Origin of the sequence: Pseudogulbenkiania ferrooxidans 2002 (genome assembly GCF_000174355.1) — a bacterium.
Classification (GTDB): domain Bacteria; phylum Pseudomonadota; class Gammaproteobacteria; order Burkholderiales; family Chromobacteriaceae; genus Pseudogulbenkiania; species Pseudogulbenkiania ferrooxidans.
In genome coordinates this window covers 280,594-305,613 of the sequence record NZ_ACIS01000003.1, presented here as the reverse complement: position 1 = coordinate 305,613, position 25,020 = coordinate 280,594, and the positions used below count along the sequence as shown (strand labels likewise).

The 25,020-nt window shown below is 66.7% G+C and carries 20 protein-coding genes; 13 read left to right on the top strand and 7 right to left on the bottom strand.

All coding sequences use genetic code 11. The annotated features are described in order from the left end of the window. The first annotated feature begins 110 nt into the window (after positions 1-110). The 6 genes from mltG to FURADRAFT_RS06480 all read left to right on the top strand — a co-directional run bounded on the left by mltG (position 111) and on the right by FURADRAFT_RS06480 (position 5,034). Positions 111-1,106, top strand: a complete 996-nt coding sequence (gene mltG / locus FURADRAFT_RS06505) for an endolytic transglycosylase MltG (RefSeq protein ID WP_008953338.1) — start codon at positions 111-113, stop codon at positions 1,104-1,106. Then, entirely contained in the window at positions 1,106-1,732 is a 627-nt protein-coding gene (gene tmk / locus FURADRAFT_RS06500) for a dTMP kinase (RefSeq protein ID WP_008953337.1), read from the top strand. The genes mltG and tmk overlap by 1 nt, the downstream gene beginning before the upstream one ends. Beyond that, entirely contained in the window at positions 1,732-2,739 is a 1,008-nt protein-coding gene (locus FURADRAFT_RS06495; protein ID WP_008953336.1) for a DNA polymerase III subunit delta', read from the top strand. Before tmk ends, FURADRAFT_RS06495 begins: the two co-directional genes overlap by 1 nt. Positions 2,740-2,764: 25 nt before the next feature. After that, the gene (locus tag FURADRAFT_RS06490) at positions 2,765-3,145 is read left to right on the top strand and encodes a PilZ domain-containing protein (protein WP_008953335.1); all 381 of its coding nucleotides are present in this window, start codon (positions 2,765-2,767) and stop codon (positions 3,143-3,145) included. A gap of 159 nt (positions 3,146-3,304) precedes the next feature. Further along, the gene (locus FURADRAFT_RS06485; RefSeq protein WP_008953334.1) at positions 3,305-4,078 is read left to right on the top strand and encodes a TatD family hydrolase; all 774 of its coding nucleotides are present in this window, start codon (positions 3,305-3,307) and stop codon (positions 4,076-4,078) included. A 179-nt stretch (positions 4,079-4,257) separates the two neighbouring features. Next, the gene (locus tag FURADRAFT_RS06480; RefSeq protein ID WP_008953333.1) at positions 4,258-5,034 is read left to right on the top strand and encodes an MBL fold metallo-hydrolase; all 777 of its coding nucleotides are present in this window, start codon (positions 4,258-4,260) and stop codon (positions 5,032-5,034) included. A 58-nt stretch (positions 5,035-5,092) separates the two neighbouring features. Here the strand turns inward: FURADRAFT_RS06480 and FURADRAFT_RS06475 are convergent, their stop codons facing one another. From FURADRAFT_RS06475 to ppsR, 4 genes are all read right to left on the bottom strand, one after another. Further along, complete coding sequence (locus tag FURADRAFT_RS06475) at positions 5,093-5,398, bottom strand: chorismate mutase (RefSeq protein WP_008953332.1); 306 nt, start codon at positions 5,396-5,398, stop codon at positions 5,093-5,095. Between the two features lie 11 nt (positions 5,399-5,409). Next, positions 5,410-6,102: a CTP synthase C-terminal region-related (seleno)protein gene (locus tag FURADRAFT_RS06470; RefSeq protein ID WP_008953331.1), complete on the bottom strand. Its 693-nt coding sequence runs from the start codon at positions 6,100-6,102 to the stop codon at positions 5,410-5,412. 44 nt (positions 6,103-6,146) lie between these two features. Then, positions 6,147-7,169 (bottom strand): tryptophan--tRNA ligase, encoded by a 1,023-nt coding sequence (gene trpS, locus FURADRAFT_RS06465; RefSeq protein ID WP_008953330.1) that lies wholly within the window; start codon positions 7,167-7,169, stop codon positions 6,147-6,149. Between the two features lie 421 nt (positions 7,170-7,590). Then, positions 7,591-8,412 carry a posphoenolpyruvate synthetase regulatory kinase/phosphorylase PpsR gene (gene ppsR / locus FURADRAFT_RS06460; protein ID WP_008953329.1) on the bottom strand — a complete coding sequence of 274 codons (822 nt, stop codon included), beginning with the start codon at positions 8,410-8,412 and terminating at the stop codon, positions 7,591-7,593. Between the two features lie 323 nt (positions 8,413-8,735). On the opposite strand from ppsR, the gene ppsA reads away from it, so the two are divergent. Together ppsA and FURADRAFT_RS06450 are read left to right on the top strand one after the other, a co-directional pair. Continuing rightward, on the top strand, positions 8,736-11,123 hold the full coding sequence (ppsA, locus tag FURADRAFT_RS06455; protein ID WP_008953328.1) for a phosphoenolpyruvate synthase: 2,388 nt from the start codon (positions 8,736-8,738) through the stop codon (positions 11,121-11,123). 198 nt (positions 11,124-11,321) lie between these two features. After that, positions 11,322-11,531, top strand: coding sequence for a dodecin (locus FURADRAFT_RS06450; protein ID WP_008953327.1), 210 nt, complete (start codon positions 11,322-11,324; stop codon positions 11,529-11,531). A 122-nt stretch (positions 11,532-11,653) separates the two neighbouring features. Here FURADRAFT_RS06450 and FURADRAFT_RS06445 read toward each other — a convergent pair whose 3' ends face one another. Beyond that, positions 11,654-12,583, bottom strand: a complete 930-nt coding sequence (locus tag FURADRAFT_RS06445) for a LysR family transcriptional regulator (RefSeq protein ID WP_008953326.1) — start codon at positions 12,581-12,583, stop codon at positions 11,654-11,656. A 351-nt stretch (positions 12,584-12,934) separates the two neighbouring features. Between FURADRAFT_RS06445 and FURADRAFT_RS06440 the strand changes: the two genes are divergently transcribed. Then, entirely contained in the window at positions 12,935-13,825 is an 891-nt protein-coding gene (locus tag FURADRAFT_RS06440) for a DMT family transporter (protein WP_008953325.1), read from the top strand. 63 nt (positions 13,826-13,888) lie between these two features. Next, positions 13,889-14,671: a carbonic anhydrase gene (locus FURADRAFT_RS06435; RefSeq protein ID WP_008953324.1), complete on the top strand. Its 783-nt coding sequence runs from the start codon at positions 13,889-13,891 to the stop codon at positions 14,669-14,671. A 43-nt stretch (positions 14,672-14,714) separates the two neighbouring features. On the opposite strand, the gene FURADRAFT_RS06430 is transcribed toward FURADRAFT_RS06435, so the two are convergent. Further along, a complete protein-coding gene (locus FURADRAFT_RS06430; protein ID WP_008953323.1) occupies positions 14,715-15,638 on the bottom strand; it encodes a LysR family transcriptional regulator in 924 nt (307 codons plus the stop codon). A 172-nt stretch (positions 15,639-15,810) separates the two neighbouring features. Here FURADRAFT_RS06430 and lysA point away from each other — a divergent pair, with 172 nt between their 5' ends. Continuing rightward, a complete protein-coding gene (lysA, locus tag FURADRAFT_RS06425; RefSeq protein WP_008953322.1) occupies positions 15,811-17,052 on the top strand; it encodes a diaminopimelate decarboxylase in 1,242 nt (413 codons plus the stop codon). A 266-nt stretch (positions 17,053-17,318) separates the two neighbouring features. Here the strand turns inward: lysA and mfd are convergent, their stop codons facing one another. Next, complete coding sequence (gene mfd / locus FURADRAFT_RS06420) at positions 17,319-20,708, bottom strand: transcription-repair coupling factor (protein WP_008953321.1); 3,390 nt, start codon at positions 20,706-20,708, stop codon at positions 17,319-17,321. A gap of 135 nt (positions 20,709-20,843) precedes the next feature. On the opposite strand from mfd, the gene FURADRAFT_RS06415 reads away from it, so the two are divergent. Together FURADRAFT_RS06415 and rlmB are read left to right on the top strand one after the other, a co-directional pair. Continuing rightward, positions 20,844-24,104, top strand: coding sequence for a sensor domain-containing protein (locus tag FURADRAFT_RS06415; protein WP_008953320.1), 3,261 nt, complete (start codon positions 20,844-20,846; stop codon positions 24,102-24,104). Between the two features lie 54 nt (positions 24,105-24,158). Further along, a complete protein-coding gene (gene rlmB / locus FURADRAFT_RS06410) occupies positions 24,159-24,914 on the top strand; it encodes a 23S rRNA (guanosine(2251)-2'-O)-methyltransferase RlmB (protein ID WP_008953319.1) in 756 nt (251 codons plus the stop codon). The last annotated feature ends 106 nt before the right edge of the window (positions 24,915-25,020 follow it).

The window sequence follows — 25,020 nt, the reverse complement described above, 5'->3', positions numbered from 1 at the left end:
TCCCATTCGGGTTCGCGGCGAAACGTGCGCAAGAGGCGGCATGGTATGATTGATGCTTCGCCAAACCAGCCGGACCCGCCGCCGGCCAGTCCATCCAACTTGATCTGAACATGATGCACAAGTTTTTCTTCCGCATGACTGCCTCCCTGGCGGCACTGCTCGCGCTGTGGCTCGCCTGGGTGGTGGCCGTGCCGGTCCCGCTGCCCAAGGCGCCCTATAGTATCGCCGTCGGCGCCAACCGCACGCTGGGCCAGGTGGCGCGCGCGCTGGACCAGGACGGCATGATCCGCAACCGCTGGGTGATGGTGGCGCTGATGCGCATCAGCGGCACCGATCGCAAGGTGAAGGCCGGCCTGTACGAATTTTCCCGCCCGGTGGCGATGTGGGAAGTGCTGCGCCGCTTCGCCCAGGGCAATCCGGACCAGGCCAGCGTGACGGCGATCGAGGGCTGGACCTTCCGCCAGTTCCGCCAGGCCCTGGCCAGCGAGCCCGACCTGCAGCACGTCACCGCCAGCTGGAGCGACGAGCAGATCCTGCGCGAAATCGGCGCCAGCGAGGCGCATCCGGAAGGCCTGTTCTTCCCCAGCACCTATTTCTACGTCCCGGGCTCGAGCGATCTCGAGGTCTACCGCCGCGCCTACCGCACCATGCAGCAGCAGCTGGAGAGCATCTGGCTGGCGCGCCGTCCCGACCTGCCGTACGCCTCGCCCTACGAGCTGCTGATCATGGCGAGCCTGGTGGAGAAGGAAACCTCGCGCGAGAGCGACCGGGCGCAGGTGGCGGCGGTGTTCCTCAACCGCCTCAGGATCGGCATGCGCCTGCAGACCGACCCGGCGGTGATCTACGGCATGGGGGCCAGCTACCAGGGCAACATCGGCAAGGCCGGCCTGCGCCGCGACACCCCGTACAACACCTACACCCGCTCCGGCCTGACGCCGACGCCGATCGCCCTGCCGGGGCGGGCGGCGCTCGACGCCGCGGCGCATCCGGCGGACACGCGCGCGCTGTACTTCGTCGCGCGCGGCGACGGCACCACGCATTTCTCCGAAACCCTGGACGAACACAACGGCGCGGTGCGCCAATTCATCCTGAAGAAAGGCTCCTGATGCGGCGCGGAACATTCATCACGCTGGAAGGCGTGGACGGGGCCGGCAAGAGCACCCAGCTCGCCGCGGTGCGTGACTGGTTGGCCGAACAGGGCATCGACGCCGTGTTCACGCGCGAGCCCGGCGGCACGGTGCTGGGCGAGAAGCTGCGCGAACTCTTGCTGGCGGTGGACACCGAGGTGACGCTGGAGACCGAGACGCTGCTGATGTTCGCCGCGCGCCAGGAACACATCGCGCGCGTGATCGAACCAGCGCTGGCCGCCGGCCGTTGGGTGGTGTCCGACCGCTTCACCGACGCCACCTTCGCCTACCAGGGCGGCGGGCGCGGACTGCCGTTCGCACGCATCGAGGCGCTGGAAGACTGGGTGCAGCAGGGGCTGCAGCCGGACTTGACGCTGCTGTTCGACGTGCCGCTCGACGTCGCCGCCCGGCGCATGGCCGGTGGCGAGCGCGTGCTCGACCGTTTTGAGCAGGAGGCGGCCGATTTCCACGCCCGCGTGCGCGCGGCCTACCTGCAGCGTGCTTCGGCCAACCCGCGTATCGCGGTGGTCGACGCCAACCGTTCCCCCGAACAGGTGCGCGCCGAGGTCATGCGCCGCCTCGACGCCGTGCGGGAGCGCCGCTGATGCTCTATCCCTGGCAAGCCGCCGACTGGCAGCGCCTCAACCGCGAACGCGAGCGCCTGCCCAACGCCTGGCTGTTCACCGGTCCCAGCGGCATCGGCAAGCTGGCCTTCGCCGAACATTTGGCGGCCTCGCTGCTGTGCGAATCGCCGCGCCCCGACCACGCTGCCTGCGGCCAGTGCGAGGCCTGCCGCTGGTTCGCCCACGGCAGCCACCCGGACTTCCGCCGTCTCACGCCGCTGGGCGACGACGAGGACGAGGCCAAGGAGGGCAGCAAGCCGACGCGCAAGCTGCCGGTGATCAAGATCGAGGCGGTGCGCGAGGTGATCGACTTCGCCCACCTGACCGCGCACCGCTCTGGACGACGCATCGTGCTGGTCGAGCCGGCCGAGGCGCTCAATCCGGCGGCGGCCAATGCGCTCCTGAAGATCCTCGAGGAGCCGCCCGCCGAGGTGCTGTTCCTGTTGGTGGCGCACGCCCCGCAGCGGCTGCTGCCGACCATCAAGAGCCGCTGCCGCGCCTTTCCGCTGACGGCGCCGACGCAAGGCGAGGCGCTGGCCTGGCTTGACGCCGCCGGGGTGGACAACGCCCGCACCGAGCTGGCGCACCACGGCGGCACGCCGCTGTTCGAGCACGACGCGGCGCTGGCCAAGCTGCGCCAGCAGTTCCTCGACGCCCTGGCGCGGCCGACGCTGGCCGACGCCATTTCTCTCGCCGAGCAGATCGACCGCCACAAGCTGCCGCTGGCGCTGCCGCTGGAGTGGCTGCAGAAGTGGTTGCACGATCTGGCCGGTTTGAGGCTGGCGGGCCAACTCCGCTATTATCCCGATCATCAGGCGGCACTGCAGGCCCTGGCCGAGCGTGCCGATCTCGCCTTGCTGATGGGCTGCTACCAGAGCCTGATTCAGCTGGCCCCGTTCGGTCAGCACACGCTGAACGTACGCTTGCAGCTCGAAGCGCTGTTGATGGACTATCTGAACGTGTTCGCGGCCCGCACGGCCGCGCGCTGAAACCACTGCAAGGAAAGCCCGGCGCATGGAACTGGAGAAAGAGAACGTCGTTACTCGCCCGGACGGCAACCGCCCCGGCGTCATGTCGCTGCACATCAAGGAGCGCGGCGCGCTCTACGCCGCCTACATGCCCTTCCTGCGCAACGGCGGCATCTTCATCCCCACCGGCAAGGCGCTGGCGTTGGGCGAGGAGGTGTTCCTGCTGCTGACGCTGATGGACGACCCGCAGAAGGTGGCGGTGCAAGGCAAGGTGGTGTGGATCACCCCGGCCGGCGCCAACAACAGCCTGGCCCAAGGCGTCGGCGTCGAGTTCGCCGGCAGCGACGAGGGGCGCCAGGCGCGTAGCAAGATCGAGGCCTTGCTGGGCGGTGTGCTCAACTCCACCCGTCCCACCCATACCATGTAAGAACCTGTTCCCGATCTTGCTGCGCGTCCCTGATCGGGGCTCATGCGCTGCTCTTCACCCCGCTGAAGGCCGCTCGCGACTGATCGTGAACAGGTTCGAAGCGGCCCATGCCGCCGAGAGAACATAAGCGCCCGCCGGGCGGGCGCGCAGGATGCAACCATGCTTGTCGATTCGCACTGCCACATCAATTTTCCCGACCTCGCCGCGCGCCTGCCCGAAGTGCTGGCGAACATGCGCCACAACGGCGTCAGCCACGCCCTGGTGATCGGCGTCAGCCGCCCGAAATACCCCGAGGTGCTGGCGCTGGCCGAGGCGCACGACAACCTGTACGCCACCGTCGGCGTGCACCCGGACGACCCGGACGCCGAGGAGTACAGCGAGGACGAACTGGTCGCGCACGCCGCCCACCCCAAGGTGGTCGGCATCGGCGAGACCGGGCTCGACTACCACTGGTGCCAGGGCGACCTTACCTGGCAGCACGAGCGCTTCCGCACCCACATCCGCGCCGCGCGCCGCGTCGGCCTGCCGCTGGTGATCCACACCCGCGAATCGGCCGCCGATACCGTGCAGCTGATGCGCGAGGAGAACGCCGGCGAGGCGGGCGGGGTGATGCACTGCTTCACCGAGAGCTGGGAGGTGGCGCAGCAGGCGCTCGACCTGGGCTTCTACATCTCGCTGTCCGGCATCGTCACCTTCAAGAACGCGCTGCAGGTGAAGGAGGTGGCGCAGAAGGTGCCGCTCGACCGCTTGCTGGTGGAAACCGATTCGCCCTACCTCGCGCCGGTGCCGTTTCGCGGCAAGACCAATGAACCGGCGTACGTGAAGCATGTCGCAGAACATATCGCCGAACTGCGCGGGCTGAGCTTCGAGGCGGTGGCCCAAGCCACCACCGACAACTTCTTCCGCCTGTTCGCCAAGATTCCGCGGCCGTGACCCGGTGCCTGAGCGGCCCCGGCCTTCGGCCAACCCTTTGACGAGTGATTCCAGGAAACCGTCGAAACGAGACAACGCAGCCCGGCAGGACGGGGTTCAACAAAGCTGAGGCGCAGGCAAAAGAACGCCGCCGCCGCTGTTGTCGTTTCTAGGTGGTACTGGAATGAAAGCGAGTAGTCGTGTCGAGTGTCGAACTGACCGTCCTCGGCTGCGGGTCCAGCTCCGGAACCCCGGCCATCGGCTGTGATTGCCCCACCTGCACCTCGCCTGACCCGAGGAACCGGCGCAGCCGCGCCAGCGCCTACCTGCGTGTCGGCGACACCGCCTTCCTGATCGACACCGGGCCGGACTTGCGTCACCAGGCGCTGCGCGAGGGCATCACCCGGGTCGACGCGGTGCTCTATACCCACCCGCACGCCGACCACCTCAACGGCATCGACGATCTGCGCGCCTTCTGCTACGTCAAAAAAGGGGCAATCACGCTGTTCGGCAACAGCTTCACGCTGGCCAACGTTCGTTCCCGCTTCGACTACGCGCTGCACGCGCCATCCAAGGCCTGGGACAAACCGGTGCTGCTGACCGAGGAGGTGGGTGGCCCGTTCGGGTTCGGCGGCGTGACGGTGACGCCGATCCCGCTGATGCACGGCAGTTGGCCCTGCCTGGGCTGGCGCATCGGCGACGTGGCCTGGCTCACCGACCTGTCCGACATCCCCGAGCACAGCCTGGAGAAGCTGCAGGGGCTCGAGGTGCTGTTCCTCGACTGCCTGCGACGCGAGCCGTACCCCTCGCACTTGTGCGTGGCCGACTCGCTGCGCTGGGCCGAGCGCATCGGCGCCCGCCGCACCATCCTGATCCACATGACGCACGGCCTCGAATACCACGCGCTGTCGGCGGAGTGCCCGCCGGGGGTGGAAGTGGGCTACGACGGACTGAAGGTCAGCGTGCCGCTGGCTTGATCCTCTGCCCTGAAACGCTTCGGCCAACCTTCCCGGTTGGCCGAAGCGTTTGGGGCCCTCATTGCGGCGTCTGTCGCGCCTGGTACAGCTGCATCTCGCTCGCGACGAAGTGCCCGATCAGGGTGCGGTACACCGCCGCGGTGAGTTCCGGGTCGGCGCCCAGCTCGCCCGCCAGCCGCGTCACGCGGCGTATCACCTGATCGACACGCTTGCCGCCCTCGACCTCGGCCGTGCTGTGCTTGAAGCCCGCCGCCTGCTGCACGTACAGTCCGCGCTCGGCGATCAACGCCACCAGCGCCTGGTCGATGCGGTCGATTTGCGCGCGCACCTCGTCCAGGTTCTGGCATTGGTAGATGAAATCCATGGTGTCTCTCTTCAACGTTGGCCTGTAGCGGCCTGTACGAAAGCCTTGGCCAGAGGCGGGCAGTGGCCTTGAAGCGCGGCGCGTTCCGGCTGGAACAGCGTGGCGACGAAGAATGGATGGCCGTCCAGTTCCACTGCCCGCACCTCGCCATCCTCATCGCGCGCGGCCAGGCGCAGCGGGCCGCGCATCAGTTCTTTGGCAAAGTGCGGATTCAGGCCGAAGCGGCAGCGGTAGCCTTCGATGCTGGAGGGCTCGCCGTAAGCCTCGGACAAGCGTGTCCCGGGCACGAAGCGCACCACGGCCCGCGTTTCCACCAGCGCGCAGGCGAGCGGGGCGATGACCGCGCGTTCCGCCTCCGGCGCCGTCTCGGCGTGCTCGGCGTCGTGCCAGCCAAGTACATGGCGTGCGTACTCGATCACTGCATGCTGGAACCCGCCGCAGGTGCCGAGGAAGGGCACGCCATTCTCCCGCGCATGGCGAATGGCCCGCAGCGCCCCGTCCATGCTGCGGTAGGGGCTGGCGGGCACGCACCAGATACCGTGGAAACCGTGCAAGTCGCCTAGGCTGTGAATACCCTCCGTGCCCAGCCACGTCGCCTCGACCTTCCTGTCCAGCGCCTCTGCAGCCAGCTGCAGGGCAGGGGGGATGGCCTGATGGGCCGGGACGGTGGCGTCGAAATCGCCGACCAGAGCGATGCGGATCATGGAGGTTTCCTTTCCTCAGTTATTGATTGTGCGGGTGTCCCGAATCAGTAGTAATTCAATCCCATCGCCCCCTTGACCTCGGCGAGGGTCACGGCCGCCACCTCGCGCGCCTTGCCGGTGCCTTCCTTCAGCAGGGCGAGCACCGCCGCCGGATCGCGCGCGTATTCCTCGCGGCGCCGGCGGATCGGCTCCAGCAGCGCCTGCAGCTTGTCTTCCAGCCGCGCCTTGATCGCCGTGTCGCCCAGCCCGCCGCGACGGTAGTGCGCCTTCAGCTCGGCCACGGCCGCGGCGTCGTCGTCGAAGGCGTCGAGGTAGCTGAACACCACGTTGCCCTTCACCTGGCCCGGGTCGTCCACGCGCAGGTGATTGGGGTCGGTGTACATCATCTTCACCGCCTGGCGGATCTCGTCCGGGCTGGCCGACAGTGCCAGCGCGTTGCCGAGCGACTTCGACATCTTCGCCTTGCCGTCGATGCCCGGCAGCCGTGCGCCGTGCTCCGGCACCACGGCGCGCGTCTCCACCAGCAGCTCCTGGCCGACGCTGGCGTTGAAGCGGCGCACGATCTCGTTGGTCTGTTCGATCATCGGCACCTGGTCGGCGCCCACCGGCACGATGGTGGCCTTGAAGGCGGTGATGTCGGCGGCCTGCGCCGCCGGGTAGGTCAGGAAGCCGGCCGGGATGTCGCGCTCGAAGCCGCGCTGCTTGATCTCGTCCTTGATGGTCGGGTTGCGCTCCAGCCGTGCCACCGTCACCAGGTTGAGGTAGTAGGACGCCAGTTCGGACAGTTCCGGCACCAGGCTCTGGATGAAGATGGTGCTCTTGGCGGGGTCGATGCCGACGGCGAGGTAGTCGAGTGCCACCTGCAGCACGTTGTCGCGCACCTTGAGGTAGTTGCCCATGTTGTCGGTCAGCGCCTGGGCGTCGGCCAGCAGCAGGAACTGGGTGCAATGCTCCTGCAGCAGGACGCGGTTACGCAGCGAGCCGACGTAATGACCCAGGTGCAACGGGCCGGTAGTACGGTCGCCGGTGAGGATGACGTCGTTCGGGCTGATGCTGTCGAGATTCATGCTGTGCTCCACTAGGGTTCAGGGAGACTGCCAGCAAGGAGGGGTGGGAAACGAAAACCCCGGAGCGCCTGCTGGCAGCTCCGGGGTTTTCGGGTGTACGCAACCGCGGTGCCGCCTAGGACAGGCGCCACCAACCAAACGAGAAAGCGATTGCGAACGAGGTATTCATGTTTTTCATCAAACCATGCACTCGGCGGCGGAGTCAAGTCGGATGTATCAAGGGCCTTTTCAGTCGGTGAGCGGGCCAAAGCAGGTTGAATGTCGATGGGGTGCTGGAACCGGAATCTACCTGAAGTACATGAGGATTCCGCAGCGCTGAGCAAATCGCTGCGTGCCAATCTTCGATTGGTTCAGCAATGGATTGGCACGCAGTCCCGCCGGCATTCGAGATGCGAAGGCGCAGCCGCCTAGTGGGTAGACTCTAGAACCGCCGCGTCAGGGTGGCCTTGTGCATGATGGTCGAGGCGATCTCCTCGATCGACTTGTGCGTGGTGCTGATGAACGGGATGGCGTGGTGACGGAACATCGATTCCGCCTCGTTCACCTCGGAGCGGCAGTTCTCGATGCTGGCGTACTTGGAGTCGGGGCGCCGCTCTGAGCGGATGTGGTGCAGGCGCGCCGGGTCGATGGTCAGGCCGAAGATCTTCTGGCGGAACGGCAGCAGCATCTTGGGCAGTGTCGGGCTGCCCAGGTCTTCCGGGGTCAACGGGTAGTTGGCCGCCTTGATGCCGTATTGCAGCGCGAGATACAGGCAGGTCGGGGTCTTGCCCGAGCGCGACACGCCGACCAGGATCACGTCGGCTTCGTGCAGATCCTTCAGTTTCACCCCGTCATCGTGGTTGAGCGAGTAGTTCACCGCCTCGATACGGTGATCGTACTGCGACTCGTTCATCATGCCGTGCGCTTTGCCCACCGAGAGCGTGGCCTTCTGGTGCAGTTCCGCCTCCAGTTCGCCGATGAAGGCCTCGAAGAAGTCGATCACCAGCGCATGGTCGACGCGCAGCGCCTGGCGCACCTCGGCGTTGACGATGCTGGTGAACACCACCGGCTTCTGGTGATCGTCGGCGGTACGCTGGCGGATCATCTCGGCCACTTCCTGTGCCTTTTCCACCGTGTCGACGAAGGGGATGGTCTCGCGCTTGAATTCGATGGTGTCAAACTGCGTCAGCAAGGTGTTGCCCAGGGCCTCGGCGGTGATGCCGGTGCGGTCGGAAACGAAAATGGCGGAGCGGAGGTGTGGCATGAATGCACCTGTCGAAAAAAATGGCGGAGAGTCGTGGGGCGATTATACCCGTCCGGCCGCCGCCGTCAGCGTTCTCACCGCGCAGCCCGGCGGCAAGGGGGCTAATCTCCCGCCCCGTTTGGCTTTACAGTAGTGTTAACACTACATGACAAAAGGCTTTTTCCCGCCGGGCGGGGGCGATGGTGCCAGAACGGCGGGATGGAAGTCCTTGATTAAGGGCAAATCCTTACCTTGTGCAATGCAAAAGACGCTACGCAAGCCGGGCGTTAATCGGCTAGAATGCGGCTTTCTATCGTCTCCAATCCAATACAGGAAGTGAAGTGATGGCAGAGAACTACGTCATCTGGTTCGAGAAGCTGCGCATGACCGACGTTGAACAGGTAGGTGGCAAGAATGCCTCCCTGGGCGAAATGATCAGTCAGCTGGCTAACTCGGGTGTCCGTGTACCCGGCGGTTTCGCCACGACGGCGGATGCCTATCGTGATTTCCTGCAGCACAATGGCCTGGCCGAGCGCATCAGCGCCGCGCTGGCCAAGCTGGATATCGACGACGTGACCGAACTGGCCCGCGTCGGCAAGGAAATCCGCCAGTGGATTATCGATACCCCGTTCCCTGCCAAGCTTGATGCCGACATCAAGGAAGCTTGGGACAAGATGGTGGCCGATTCCGGCGGTGCCGACATCTCGGTAGCCGTGCGCTCCTCCGCCACCGCGGAAGACCTGCCGGACGCCTCGTTCGCCGGTCAACAGGAAACCTTCCTGAACATCCGTGGCCTGGACAACGTCAAGGAAGCCATGAAGCACGTCTTCGCTTCCCTGTACAACGACCGCGCCATCTCCTACCGCGTGCACAAGGGCTTCGCCCATGACGTAGTGGCTCTGTCGGCCGGCGTGCAGCGCATGGTGCGTTCCGACTCCGGCGCCGCCGGCGTGATGTTCACCATCGATACCGAATCCGGTTTCGAAGACGTGGTCTTCATCACCGCTTCCTACGGCCTCGGCGAGACCGTGGTGCAAGGCGCCGTGAACCCGGACGAATTCTACGTTCACAAGCCGACCCTGAAGGCTGGCCGCCCGGCCATCCTGCGCAAGACGCTGGGCTCCAAGCTGATCAAGATGGAGTTCACCGACGCCTCGCAAGCCGGCCGTTCGGTCAAGACCGTCAACGTCGAACCGGCGCTGTGCAAGCAGTTCTCCATCAGCGACGCCGAAGTGGAAGAGCTGGCCCAGTACGCGCTGATCATCGAGAAGCACTACGGCCGCCCGATGGATATCGAGTGGGGCCGTGACGGCACCGACGGCAAGCTGTACATCCTGCAGGCTCGTCCGGAAACCGTGAAGTCGCAGGAAGACCGCAAGGACACCCTGCGCCGCTTCCGCCTGAAGACCAAGTCCACCGTGCTGTGCGAAGGCCGCGCCATCGGCCAGAAGATCGGCCAGGGCACCGTGCGCCTGATCAAGGACGCGTCCGAGATGGACACCGTCAAGGCCGGCGACGTGCTGGTGACCGACATGACCGACCCGGATTGGGAACCGGTGATGAAGCGTGCCGCCGCCATCGTGACCAACCGTGGTGGCCGTACCTGCCACGCCGCGATCATCGCGCGCGAACTGGGCATTCCGGCCGTGGTCGGCTGTGGCGATGCCACCGACGTGCTGCGTGACGGCATGCAGGTGACCGTGTCCTGCGCCGAAGGCGACACCGGCAACATCTATGATGGTCTGCTCGAAGTCGAGATCATCGACCTCGAACTGGACAAGATGCCGGAATCCCCGGTCAAGATCATGATGAACGTCGGCAACCCGGAACTGGCCTTCGACTTCGCGCAGCTGCCGAACGAAGGTGTTGGCCTGGCGCGCATGGAGTTCGTGATCAACCGTCAGATCGGCATCCACCCGAAAGCGCTGCTCGAGTTCGACACGCTGCCGGCCGAGCTGCAAGCCACCATCACCGACCGCATCGCCGGTTACAAGAGCCCGGTCGACTTCTACGTCGACAAGATCGCCGAAGGCGTGTCGACGCTGGCGGCCGCGTTCTACCCGAAAAAGGTCATCGTGCGCATGTCCGACTTCAAGTCGAACGAGTACGCCAACCTGATCGGCGGCCAGATGTACGAGCCGCACGAAGAAAACCCGATGCTGGGCTTCCGTGGCGCCGCGCGCTATGTGGCCGAATCGTTCCGCGACTGCTTCGAGCTGGAATGCCGCGCCATCAAGAAAGTACGCGACGTGATGGGCCTCACCAACGTGGAAGTGATGATCCCGTTCGTGCGCACCCTGGCCGAAGCCGAAAAAGTGATCGAGATCCTGGCCGCCAACGGCCTGAAGCGTGGCGACAACGGCCTGCGCCTGATCATGATGTGCGAACTGCCGACCAACGCGGTACTGGCCGAGCGCTTCCTGGAGCACTTCGACGGTTTCTCCATCGGCTCCAACGACATGACCCAGCTCACCCTGGGCGTGGACCGCGACTCCGGCGGCCCGATCGCCTCGACCTTCGACGAGCGCAACGACGCCGTGAAGGCCATGCTGCACATGGCGATCCAGGCTTGCCGCAAGCTGAACAAGTACGTCGGCATCTGTGGCCAAGGCCCGTCCGATCATCCGGACTTCGCCAAGTGGCTGGTGGAAGAGGGCATCGAGACCATCTCGCTGAACCCGGACACCGTGGTCGAAACCTGGATTTACCTGGCCAAGGAACTGAACGCCTGATCGCTCACAAGCGCTGAGCGGCGATCATTACGCTGGCTTCAAAGCCGCCCCCTGACCGGGGCGGCTTTTTTATTGCCGTGCGCTGCCGTCGACGGTCTGGAGGAGGGGGGCGATTCGTCGGGCAGTTGCCGTGCCGGGCACTATGCTGAAGTTGTACCCGCCAGGACGGGATCTTTCGTATCACCTAGGGAGAACAACATGAGCAAGCATGTCTACAAGATGGTGGAACTGGTCGGTTCCTCCTCCGAGGGCTGCGATGATGCCATTCGCACCGCCATCGCCAAGGCTGGCGCCACGCTCAAGCATATCGACTGGTTCGAGGTGCTGGAGACGCGTGGCCATGTCGTCGACGGTGCCATCGCCCACTGGCAGGTCACGATCAAGGTCGGGTTCCGCGTCGAGGACTGAAGCTTGGGCGCACAAACTGCCCTCTGTGGCGCTGTCAGGTCTGGCCTTAGCTTCACCAAGGCCTGCTTTTTTCGCCTTGAGGCAGGCCATTGGTCAGGCCGGTGTGGTGGATAACATCGCCGCTAGGGATGGGCTCCGTCCTCGCCCAGGAAGGCGCGCAGGCGCGGCACCACCCTCTGCAGGAAGGCTTCGTATTTCTTCGGCATCGGATGGCGGTAGGGATAGACCAGGAACACCGGCCAGCCGGAGGTGCGCCAGCCGGGCAGCACGGGGCAGAGCTCGCCGCGCGCGAGCTGCGGGCTGACTACGTACTGCGGCAACAGGCCGATGCCCACACCGGCACAGGCGGCGTTGGCGATTACGGCGTACTGGTCGCACAGCAGCGTCGGCCGGATGGCGAGCGAAACGAACTGGCCGTCCTTTTCCAGGCGCCAGTCGAGGCCGGTTTCGTTGTAGCTGTTGTGCAGCAGCTGGTGCTTGAGCAGATCTTCCGGCGTCTGGGGCATGCCGGCCCGCGCCAGGTAGGCCGGCGCGGCGTACAGCTCCTCATAGACGAAACCGATCGACTTGGCCACCAGCCGGTCGTCGTGCACCGCCCGGGTGCGCAGGCAGAAGTCGAGGCCGGCCTCCACCGGGTCCTGCAGCCGGTTCTCGGCCACCAGCTCCATTTCCAGCGCGGGGTGGAGCTCGGCCAGCTCGCCCAAGAGCGGCGCCAGCAGGTACTGCGCGAACGACATGGTCGAGCTCACGCGCAGTGGACCGCCGATGGCGCCCTGGGCTTCCTCGATGTCCGGCCGCACCTTGTCGAGCATGCTGCGTAGCTGCGCGGCGTGGCAGGCCAGGCGGCGCCCGGCCTCGGTCAGCGCCACGCGGCGGGTGTTGCGCAGCACTAGCACCGTCCCCAGATCGTGCTCCAGATCCTTTACCAGTTGGCTGATCCGGCTCTTGGCGCAGCCGATGGCCTCGGCCGCCGCGGTGAAGCTGCCGAGGCGCGCCAGGGCATCGAAGGCGAGCAGGGCGTCCGGGGAGGGGATGTGCGAGGTTGTTTTCATGTCAGAACAATGTGTTGCTGTTACCGCTATTTTTACTAGTTTAACGGCAGTCTATGCTTTGTGCATGGCTACTTTCTGAACAGTGAGGGCATCCTGTTCCGGGCTGTTCCCTGTGCGATCAGGGCCGGCCAGCGACCGATTTCTTCTGTGGCACCGGTTTCGCTGCGGCCTTCCGGCAGGCAGCGCCGGTGTGCCCTGCTCGAGCGGCGCTTGCCGCCGTCGTCCGCGACAGGGCCGCGGGTATGCCGTCTACGTTCGACAATCGCCAGCCGTCTTTGCGACAATACACTTGTCTATTCAACTCGGCCACCTCAGCCTGGTGGCCGCTTTTGTCATTCTTCAAGGACCGTCATGCTGCCGTACCTGGCCCTGTCGCTCGCCATGTTGTTGTGGGCAAGCTCGTTCATCGCGCTGAAATACGTGTTTTCGGTATTCGACCCGATGGTGGTGCTGTTTGCCCGCATGGTGATCGCCACGCTTTGCCTGCTGCCGCTGATGCTGCGTCCCGGCGTACGACGGCGTTATCAGCAAGGCGACTGGAAATGGCTTGCCGCGCTGGCGCTGGCCGAACCCTGCCTGTACTTCCTGCTGGAGGCGCGCGCGCTGGTGTATACCAGTGCCTCGCAGGCTGGGGTGATCACCGCCACGCTGCCGCTGTTGACCTCGCTTGGCGCTTTGCTGTTTCTCAAGGAACGGCTGGGGCGTACGGTCTGGTTGGGCATTGCGGTATCGTTCGCCGGTGTGTTGTGGCTGACGCTGACCGGCGAGCAGAGCGCCGACGCACCGAACCCCCTGCTCGGCAACGCGCTGGAGTTCCTGGCGATGGTGTGCGCCACCGGTTATATCCTGATCGCCAAGAAGCTGTCGGTACGCTACTCGGCGCTGGTGATCACCGCGGCGCAGACCGTGCTCGGCATGCTGTGGTTCGGCGCGCTGCTGTTCACGCCGTGGGTGACGCTGCCGCAGACCTTGCCGCTGTGGCCGAGCCTGTGGGTGCTGTACCTGGGGGCGGGGATCACGCTTGGCGCCTACGGGCTCTATACCTGGTCGGTGAGCCGCGTGCCGGTGGTGATGGCGGGGGCCTTCGTCAACCTGATCCCGGTGTTCACGGTGCTGCTGGCCTGGATCATCCTGGGGGAGACGCTGTCGGCTCAGCAGCAGCTCGCCTGCCTGCTGGTGTTCGGCGGGGTGCTGATCAGCCAGCGCAAGCCGGGGGCGAGCGCCCAAACCACGCAGGCTTGATTCGCGACGCGGCGGGTCGCTACAGTTCGGCATGACAAAACGCTGAACAAGGAAACCCGCTTCATGACTCGAACCGTTTCGCTGACGGCCCGCCTGCTGGCTGGCGGCCTGGCGCTGCTGATTGGCACGGCCCAGGCCACCGAATCGCCCTCCATCGCTCCCCAGGCCGCGCCGACATCCGTCCACGCCGACGAACATGGCCACGGTTCCGAGCTGGCCCAGGTGAAGGGCGCGGTCGACGCCATTGTCAACGCCAACCTGCGCTACATGCAGACGCACGCGCCGGGCTACTTCGAGCGCTTTGCCGACAAGCAGACGCCGCGCGCCACGGTGATTACCTGCTCCGATTCGCGGGTGCAGACCGCCGGCTTCGCCGCCGACGCCGTCAACGACCTGTTCATGGTGCGCGACATCGGCAACCAGCTCGCCACCGCCGAGGGATCGGTGGAGTACGGCGTGCGCCATCTGCACACGCCGCTGCTGCTGATCGTCGGCCATGCCGTGTGTGGTGCGGTGAAGGCGGCCTCCGGCGACTATTCCGGCATCGAGCCGGCCATCGCCAAGGAACTCGCCACCATCAACATTCCCAAGGGCATCGACGTCACCGACGGCGTGCTGCTCAACGTCAACAACCAAGTGGACGCCGCGTTGCTGAAGTTCGCGGGAGAGGTGGAGTCGGGCAAGCTATCGGTGATCGGCGCCTTCTATGACTTCCGCAACGATCTGCGCCAGGGCTACGGCAAGCTGGTGATCACCAACATCAACGGCGAGACCGATCCGGCGCGCATCCGCGATCTCGTCAATAGCGGCCGCTTCTTCCAGCTCGGCGCGGCGCAGCCGTCGTAGATCCGGGTCTCCCGGCGACGTGCCCGGCCCAGGCCGGGCTTTTTTATGCCCGCGCCAGGGCGGCGGCGAGGCGCTCGGTGAGTTCCGCCGCCTGCTGTTGCAGCGCTTCGATGAAGTGTTCGGCCAACTGCGAGGAGGGGCGGTGCTCCGGGCGTACCACGCTGACGGTGAACGGAATCGACACCGTGAAGCGGCGCATGGCGAGGCCATGTCCGGCGTAGTCGAGCGCGGTGAGCGGGTTGACCACGGCCACGCCGAGCCCGGCGCGCACCATGGCGCACACCGAGGCTGCACTGTGCGTCTCCACCACCAGGCGGCGCTCGATGCCGGCCTGGCCGAACAGGCTGTCGAGCTGCTGGCGGTAGGGGTCGGTGGCGGAGAGACTGATGAAGTTCTGGCCCGCCAGGTCGGCCGGGGCGAGCGCCGTCCTGGCCAGCAGGGGATGGCCGTCCGGCAGTACGCACACCTCGTCGGCACGCATCAGCGGGGCGATGCGGGTGCCGGCCGGGGCGGTGCCGTGCTCGGTCAGGCCCAGGTCGTGGCGCTGTGCCGACAGCCATTCCTCCAGCAGCGGCGACTCCTGCGGCACGATGGAGAGGCTGACCTCGGGGTAGACCGCGAGGAAGCGCCGGCACACCTCGGGCAGCAGCGATTGCGAGAACGCCGGCAGGCAGGCGATGGAGAGCTGGCCCTGCTGGAACTGGCGGATCGAGGCGGCGGTGTTGCGGATGCGCTCCAGCCCGAAGTAGGAGCGCTGCACTTCCTCGAACAGCATCAGTGCCTGCGCCGTGGGTTGCAGCCGGCCACGCACGCGGTCGAACAGGGTCAGGCCGGTCAGCGTTTCCAGCCGCGCCAGCTCGCGGCTGACGGTGGGTTGCGAGGTGTGCAACAGGTCGGCGGCGCCGGTGACGCTGCCGGAGGTCATCACGGCCCAGAAGATTTCGATGTGGCGCAGGCTGAGGGACATGGTGTGGCGTGGCGGTAGGGAATCAATCCATATCGTACATGAATGGATAGGGTGAAAAACGATATTTTATGAAATGGCACCGCTCGGGCATGATGACGGGTATGTTCCGGCACCCCATGCCGCTTCTTCACTGACCGCGCCGCGCTGCACCGTGGCCCAGGAGCTTTTTCGAATGACTATCCGCAATCCCGAGCTGCTCAATGCCGTCGCCCGCCAGTACGGCACCCCGGTATGGCTCTACGACGCCGCGGTGATCCGCGAGCGCGTCGCCCAGCTGCGCGCCTTCGACGTGATCCGCTTCGCGCAGAAGGCCTGCTCCAACATCCATATCCTGCGCCTGATGCGCGAGCAGGGCGTGGTGGTGGACGCGGTGTCGCTGGGCGAGATCGAGCGCGCCCTGGCCGCCGGCTTCTCTGGCCGCGGCGACGAGCCATCCGGCATCGTGCTGACCGCCGACCTGCTCGACCAGGCCACGTTGGCGCGCGTGGTCGAGGAGCAGATCCCGGTCAACGCCGGTTCCATCGACATGCTGCGCCAGCTCGGCACAGCATCGCCGGGCCATCGCGTCTGGCTGCGCATCAACCCGGGTTTCGGCCACGGCCACAGCAACAAGACCAATACCGGCGGCGAAAACAGCAAGCACGGCATCTGGCACGAACAGCTGCCGGACGCGCTGCAGGTGATCCGTGAACATGGCCTCACCCTGGTCGGCCTGCACATGCACATCGGTTCCGGTGTGGACTACGGCCACCTGCAGCAGGTGTGCGGCGCCATGGTGGAACTGGTCGCCGGCATGGGCCACGACCTCGAGGCGATCTCGGCCGGCGGAGGGCTGTCGATTCCCTACCGCGACGGCGAGGCGCGCATCGACACCGCGCACTACTTCGGGCTGTGGGACGCGGCGCGCAAGGAGATCGAGGCCAGGCTGGGCCATCCGGTACGCCTCGAGATCGAGCCGGGCCGCTTCCTGGTGGCCGAGTCCGGCACCCTGCTGGCCGAGGTGCGCGCGGTCAAGGATATGGGCAGCCGTCACTTCGTGCTGGTGGACGCCGGCTTCAACGACCTGATGCGGCCGTCGATGTACGGCAGCTACCACGGCATCTCGCTGGTCGCCCAAGGCCGCCCGCAGCCGGCGGGCGACGCGCTGCTGCCGACCGTGGTGGCCGGGCCGCTGTGCGAATCGGGTGACGTGTTCACCCAGGAAGACGGCGGCGTGGTGGTGACGCGCGATCTGCCGCCGTGCCAGGTGGGCGATTACCTGCTGTTCCACGACACCGGCGCTTACGGCGCGTCGATGTCCTCCAACTACAACAGCCGCCCGCTGTTGCCGGAGGTGCTGATCGACGGCGATGCGGTACGCCTGATCCGCCGCCGCCAGACCATGGCGGAGCTGTTGGCGCTGGAAGCGGTGTAAGAACCTGCTCATGGTCTTGCTGCGCGTCCCTGATCGGGGTTCATGTGCCCTGCGTGCGAATCTTGCATTCGCTCAGCGATCGGAAATCCTCATGGACTCATGTCCATTCCGGTTTCTGCGCTGCTCTTCACCCCGCTGAAGGCCGCTCGCGACAGACCCTGAACAGGTTCCCAAGCCCTGCGCGTTTTCCACGAAAAAGCCGTGCCCCCAGGGGGGCACGGCTTTTTTGATTCTGCGCTCGGCTTTCGGCCAACCTTTTGCGCGGGCTACTGCAGTTCCTTCAGTAGTTCCTTCACCCGCACCACGCGCAAGCCCACGTCGTCGACCTTGACCTCGACGCGCAGCTTGTCCTGGCCGGCCAGCTTGTAGTTCTTCCTGCTCTGGATCAGCTGGATGATCTTCATCGGGTCGAGCGGCGGGTTCTTGACGAAGGTGAGCTGGATGCCCGCCTCGCTGGCGTCGAGCTTCTGCACCCCGAGCCGGCGCGCCGCCAGGCGCAGGCGGTGGCTGTCGACCAGGGTCTTGACGGTCTGCGGCGGTAGGCCGAAACGGTCGATCAGTTCCTCGTGGATGGCGTCGATGTCGGCTTCGCTCTCGCAGCTGGCGAGCCGCTTGTACAGCACCAGCCGCTCGTGCACGTCCGGGCAGTAGGCGTCGGGCAGCAGCGCCGGGCTGTGCAGGTTGATCTCGGTGGTGACGCCCAAGGGCGCGTCGAGGTCCGGCGTCTTGCCTTTTTTCAGGTCGCGCACCGCTTGTTTCAACATTTCGGTGAACAGTGCGAAGCCGACTTCCTGCATCTCGCCCGACTGGCCCTCGCCCAGCACCTCGCCGGCGCCGCGGATTTCCAGGTCGTGCATCGCCAGGTAGAAGCCGGCGCCCAGTTCCTCGGACAGCTGGATCGCCTCCAGCCGCTTCTGTGCGTCGCGCGTCATGCCGTCCGGCGTCAGCAGGTAGGCGTAGGCCTGGTGGTGCGAGCGGCCGACGCGGCCCCTGAGCTGGTGCAGCTGCGCCAGGCCGAACTTGTCGGCGCGGTTGATCAGGATGGTGTTGGCGTTGGGGATGTCGATGCCGGTTTCGATGATGGTCGAGCACAACAGCAAATTGAAGCGCTGCTGCAGGAAGTCGCGCATCACCTGCTCCAGCTCGCGCTCGCGCAGCTGGCCGTGCGCCACGCCGATGCGCGCCTCGGGCAGCAGTTCGGCCAGTTTCTCCTGCATGTTCTGGATGGTGTCGACCTCGTTGTGCAGGAAGAACACCTGGCCGCCGCGCTTCAGCTCGCGCAGCACCGCCTCGCGGATCACGCCGTTGGCGAGCGGAGAGATGAAGGTCTTCACCGCCAGCCGGCGCGACGGCGCGGTGGTGATGGCGGAGAAGTCGCGCAGCCCTTCCAGCGCCATCGACAGCGTGCGCGGGATCGGCGTCGCGGTCAGCGTCAGAACGTCGACGTTGGCGCGCAGGCGCTTGAGCTGTTCCTTCTGGCGCACGCCGAAGCGGTGCTCCTCGTCGATGATGACGAGGCCCAGGTTCTTGAACTGCACGTCCGGCTGCACCAGCTTGTGGGTGCCGATGACGATGTCCACCGTGCCTTCGGCCAACCCTGCGAGCGCCGCCTTGCTTTCCTTGGCGCTCCTGAAGCGCGACAGCTCGGCGATTTTCACTGGCCAGTCGGCGAAGCGGTCGGAGAAGTTCTGGAAGTGCTGTTCGGCCAGCAGCGTGGTCGGCACCAGCACCGCCACCTGCTTGCCGCCCAGCACCGCGACGAAGGCGGCGCGCAACGCCACCTCGGTCTTGCCGAAGCCGACGTCGCCGCACACCAGGCGGTCCATCGGCTTGCCCGAGCACATGTCGGCGATCACCGCCTCGATGGCGCTGGCCTGGTCCGGCGTCTCCTCGAAGCCGAAGCCGGCGGCGAAGGCGTCGTAGTCGTGGTGGTTGAGCGAAAAGGCATGCCCCTCGCGCGCGGCGCGCTGGGCGTACAGGTTCAGGAGTTCCGCCGCAGTATCGCGCGCCTTCTCGGCGGCCTTCTTCTTGGCCTTGTCCCAGGCCGGGCTGCCCAGGCGGTGCAGCGTCAGCTGCTCGGTGGCGCCGCCGGCGTAGCGGCTGATCAGCTGCAGCTGGCTCACCGGCACGTAGAGCTTGGCGCCGTCGGCGTACTCCAGCTGCATCAGCTCGGTCTCGCCTTCGCCCAGGTCCATCGACACCAGGCCGAGGTAGCGTCCGATGCCGTGCTGCTCGTGCACCACCGGGTCACCGACCTTGACCTCGGCCAGGTCGCGCAGCATGGCGTCGGAGCCGGCACGGGCGCGCGCCCGGCGCGTGTGGCTGCGCGCCACGTGCTGATAGAGTTCGCTCTCGGTGACAATGGCGAGCTGCGATTCGGCCACGGCGAAGCCGCTGAACAGCGGCGCCACGGTGAGCGCCAGCTTCATCGTGCCGCCGGCAAATTCCGCCCAGTTGTCGACTGGCACCGGCTTGATGCCGTTCTCGCTGAGGAACTGGTACATGGTCTCGCGCCGCCCCAGGCTCTCGGCGGAGAGCAGCACGCGGCCGGGGTGGCCCGCCAGGAAGTCGGCCAGCTTCTGCAAGGGGTTGTCGGTGCGGCGCTCCACCGCCAGCGGCGGCAGGCCGGACGGGGCGGGCTCGGCCGGACATTCGAAGCGCGGATAGGGCTTGAGCGCGGCCATGAGTTCGTCCGGGCGCAGCACGATCTCGGCCGGCGCCAGCACCGGGCGCTCGGTGTCGCCGCGCGCCATCTGGTGGCGCTCCTGGACCTCGCGCCAGAAGGTGTCGGCCGCCCCCGCCACGTCGCGGTGGGTCACCACCAGCGCGTCCTCGCCGAGGTAGTCGAACAGCGTCGCGGTGGTGTCGAAGAACAGCGGCAGGAAGTACTCGATACCGGCCGGCGACATCCCGGCGCTGACGTCGCGGTAGATGCGGCTCTTGGACGGGTCCCCCTCCATGCGCTCGCGGTAGTGCTGGCGGAAGGCGGTGATGCCGGCTTCGTCGCTGGGGTACTCGCGCGCCGGCAGCAGGCGGATCTCCGGCACCGGGTACAGCGTGCGCTGGCTGTCCGGGTCGAAGGTGCGCAGGGAGTCGATCTCGTCGTCGAACAGGTCGATGCGGTAGGGCAGCGCCGAGCCCATCGGGAACAGGTCGATCAGCCCGCCGCGGATCGAGAACTCGCCCGGCGCCATGACCTGGGTGACGTGGGCGTAGCCGGCAGTAACCAGGTCGGCGCGCAGCTGGTCGGCATCGAGCCGGGTCTTGGCCTTGAGGAAGAAGGTGCGTCCCAGCAGGTAGCCCACCGGGGCCAGCCGCGTCATCGCGGTGGAGACCGGCGCGATCACCACGTCGCATTCGCGCTGGCGGATCTGCCACAGCGTGGCCAGCCGCTCGCTGACCAGATCGGCGTGCGGCGAGAAGTGGTCGTAGGGCAGGGTTTCCCAGTCCGGCAGCAGCGCCACGCGGCAGTCCGGGGCGAAAAACGGGATTTCCGCCTTCAGCCGTTGCGCGCTCTGGGCGTCGGCCGCCAGTACCAGGACCAGCCGGCCCTGGCCGGCGAGACGGGCGAACAGGGCGGCGTCCAGGCCCTCGGGCAGGGGGGCGAGTCGGGTCTTCTGGCCGGCCGGCGGCAGCGGGGGAGGTGTGGTCAACATACGACTTCACAAGAAGGGGACTCGCGGTATTATACCAGCCTGTCATCCCGTACAGCCGGGCGCCATGCGCGGACGACACGACGATAACAACAGAACCCAGGGCCCGCCGGGACGGCGGCTCGCGACAAAGGATTTATGGTGAACAGAAAGGAGTGGCTGGCTTCCTGCCTGGCGCTGCTGGTATTTCTTCCCTCGCTGCTTCTGTGGCCGCACGCCGCCACCTCCGCGCCGGGGCCGGCCAGTTTCATTCCGCACGGCCTGTTCCTGCTGTGGGCGGTGCGGCATCCCGCCCGTTCCGTCTGGTTGTGGCCGCTGCTGGCCTGGGGGCTGGCGAGCCAGTGGGCCGGGCCGCTGTGGGCCGGCGGGCTGGCGCTGTCGCTCTATCTGGTGGCCGGGGCCGCCCGGCTCGCCGGCATCCACCACGCCCGGCTGACCCTGAACTCGCTCTCGTCGCTGTTGCGGCTGCTGTCGTCGCTGCTGCTGGCGCCGGCCGCGGCGGCGGCGCTGTTGCTGTGGGGTGTGCAGGCATTTTCCGGGGTCGGGGTGCCGCTGGTGCAGGCGCTGCTGCAATGCGGTGCGCTGGCCCTGGCGCTGGTGCTGTGCGTGCCGGCCGCGTTCGCCGGGGTCGAATACAGCCGGCGCCGCTACCTCGAGTTGCTGCTCATCGCGCTGGTGACGCTGGCGCTGTGGGTCGCCGTGTTCGTTGCCGGCCACGTGTCCTTGGTGCCCATCCACCTCTTGCTCTACCCCTGCCTGTTGTGGGCGGCCTGCCGCGCCGGCATCGGCGGCGCGACACTGCTGGGGCTGCTGATCCTGGTGTTGGCGACGTTTCTCGACGGGCCGTCGTTCCAGCCCGTCCCCCTGCCGGCCAACGGCATCGTGCTGAACCTGGCGCTGGTGTTGTCGGCACAGCTGGTGGCGACGCAGTCGGAAGCGGCGGCGCGCCGCATCCGTCAGCTGCAGGACTCGCTGGCGCGTTTTGAAGCCTGGCTGCGGAACAGCCCCAACGTGATGTCGCTGAAGGACCTGGAGGGGCGTTACCTGCTGGTCAACCGCGCCTACTCGCGGGCGCTGGGCAAGGCCCCGGCCGAGCTGATCGGCAAGAAGAGCGCCGATTTCCTGCCGCCGGAGGAGGCGCGGGCGACGGCCGAGCAGGACCGTCAGGTGCTGAGCGCGCTGGAGTCGCGCCAGTACGAGCAGACGCTGACGCTGGATGGCTTGCCCGGCGATTTCCTGGTGACCAAGTTTCCGCTGTTCGACGCCGACGGCCTGCCGGCCGGCATCGGCTGTATCGCCACCGACATTACCCAGAACAAGCGCGAGCGGCAGGCCAAGCAGGAGGCGGAAAACCGTTATCACGCCCTGATCGAGCAGTCGCTGGTCGGTATCTACATCCTTCAGGACGAGTGCCTGGCCTACGTCAACGACAAGCTGGCGGAGATGCTGGGCTACCCGGGCGAGGAGTTGCAGGGGGAGCGGATCGAGACGGTGCTGGCGCACGAGGAGCGACAGCGGCTGCGCCAGCAGATCACCCAGCGCCTGAGCGAGAACATCTCCATCATGCATTTCTCGGCGCGGCTGGTGCGAAAGGACGGCCAGTTGCTGGACGTGGAAATCCACAGCCGGCTGTTCGAGTATCGCGGCCGGTCGGCCATCATCGGCGTGGTGGTCGACATTTCCGACCGGGTGCAGGCCGACGCCAACCAGAAGCTCGCCAGCAAGGTGTTCGAGAACGCCGCCGAGGGCATCCTGATCACCGGGGCCGATTACCGCATCATCGCGGTGAACCAGGCCTTCACCCGCATCACCGGCTATCCGCCGGAGCTGGTCATCGGGCGCGTGTCGCGCATCTTCCGCGACAATACCAGCTGGAGCGTGGCGATGCTGGACGGGCTGGCGCGGCACGGCCACTGGCAGGGCGAGATGCTGGACCGGCGCCGCTCGCACGAGTGGTACCCGGCCGAGCTGTCGATCTCGGCGGTGCGCGACGACGCCGGCGCGATCACCAACTACGTCGGCGTGTTCGCCGACATCACGGTGCGCAAGCAGGCCGAGGAGCGGCTGCAATTCCTTGCCAACCACGACCCGCTGACGCGCCTGCCCAACCGCAGCTGGCTGATCGCGTGCCTGGAAGACCGCATCCAGCAGATCGCCAGTTCCGGGCAGCAAGTGGCGGTGATGTTCCTCGACCTCGACCGTTTCAAACTGATCAACGACTCCTTCGGCCACCAGACCGGCGACGAGCTGCTGCGCGAGACCGCCAGCCGCCTGGAGCAGGTGGTGGGGGGGCGCGGCCAGATCGCCCGCCTCGGCGGTGACGAGTTCACGCTGCTGGTCAGCCATTTCGCCTCGCAGGCCACCTTGTCGACGTTGGCCGAAGACATCCTGGCGGTGCTGGCGCAACCCTTGTGGCTGGAGGGGCAGGAGCTGATCGTCACCGGCAGCCTCGGCATCAGCGTCTACCCCCACGACGGCAGCGACGCCCGCACCCTGCTCAAGAACGCCGACGTGGCGATGTACCGTGCCAAGGAGGCCGGCAAGAACACCTACCAGTTCTTCGCTGCCGAGATGAACGCCCAGGCGATCGAACGGCTGCAGTTGGAGCGCGGCCTGCGCCAGGCGCTCGAGCGCGGCGAATTCGAGCTCCACTTCCAGCCCATCGTGGCGGCGGCGACGTATCGCCTGGAGGCGCTCGAGGTGCTGCTGCGCTGGCGCCACCCCGAGCTGGGCCTGGTGTCGCCGGTACGCTTCATCCCGTTGGCCGAGGAAACCGGCCTGATCCGCCCGATCGGCGACTGGGTCATCCGCCAGGCCTGCCGCCAGCTGGCCGAGTGGGATTGCCTGGGCCTGCACGTGCCGCGCCTGGCGATCAACCTGTCGGCGCGCCAGTTCGAGCAGCAGGGGCTGATCATGCAGGTGGCCGGCGCGCTGGCCGAGGCCGGCATCGCCGCCGGCCGGCTGGAACTGGAAATGACCGAGAGCATGGTGATGCAGAACCCGAGCGAGGCGGTATCGCTGCTGGGCGAGCTCAAGGCGCTCGGGGTGCGGCTGTCGATCGACGATTTCGGCACCGGCTACTCGTCGCTGTCCTACCTCAAGCGCTTCCCGCTCGACACGCTCAAGATCGACCGCTCCTTCATCGAGGGGTTGCCGGGCGACGGCGACAACGCGGCGATCGCCGAGGCGATCCTGGCGATGGCGCGCAAGCTGTCGTTCAGCGTGGTGGCCGAGGGGGTGGAAACCGAGGCGCAGGCGGCCTTTCTCTGTGCCAAGGGCTGCCAGCTGCTGCAGGGCTATCTGTTCAGCCGGCCGCTGCCGGCGGCGGAACTGCCGGCCTTCCTGCAGCAGCGAAGCCCACAGCCGCTGACGCGCGAGCGTGGCGCGATAGTGCGCTGAGGCGCGGCGATGGCGGTACAATAGCCGCCATTTCCGTTTTCAGGCTTTTCCCTCATGAGCAACAAGCGCCTCATCCACGGCTTCCACGCCGTCAACGCCCGGCTGTGGCAGAACCCCAAGAGCCTGCTCGAGATCTGGCTCGCCGGCGGCCGTCAGGACGCCCGCGCCCAGGCGGTGCTCGACAAGGCCGCGGCGGAAAACATCAAGCTGCACATCGTCGACAAGGCGCGCCTGGACAGCATGAGCGGCAACGCGCGCCACCAGGGCGTGGTGGCGATGATCGACGCCAGCCGCAGCTACGTCAGTCTGGACGACGTGCTGGAAAACCTGTCCGAACCGCCGCTGCTGTTGATCCTCGACGGCGTCACCGACCCGCACAACCTCGGCGCCTGCCTGCGCGTCGCCGACGCCATGGGCGCGCACGCGGTGATCGCGCCCAAGGACCGCTCCGCCACCCTGAACGCCACCGTCTCCAAGGTGGCCTGCGGCGCCGCCGAAGTGGTGCCCTACATCACCGTCACCAACCTGGCGCGCACCCTGCGCGACCTCAAGGACGCCGGGGTGTGGATCGCCGGCACCACCATGGAGGCCGACACCGACCTCTACCACTTCGACGCCGCCGGCCCGCTGGCCTGGGTGATGGGCTCGGAAGGCGAGGGCATGCGCCGCCTGACGCGCGAGCATTGCGACGTGCTGGTGTCGATTCCGATGTTCGGCAGCGTCGAGAGCCTCAATGTCTCGGTGTCGTCCGGCATGGTGCTGTCCGAGAGCCGGCGCCAGCGCGTGCTGAAGGGCGAGGCCAAGGCCTGAGCCTGCTCCCGCCCGGCCTTCGACACCCCCGCCTTGCGCGGGGGTGTTTCGTTTCGGCCAACGTTGAGCGGCGTGCCGCTCCCCCGGAACTTTTTGTGTTGGCGCG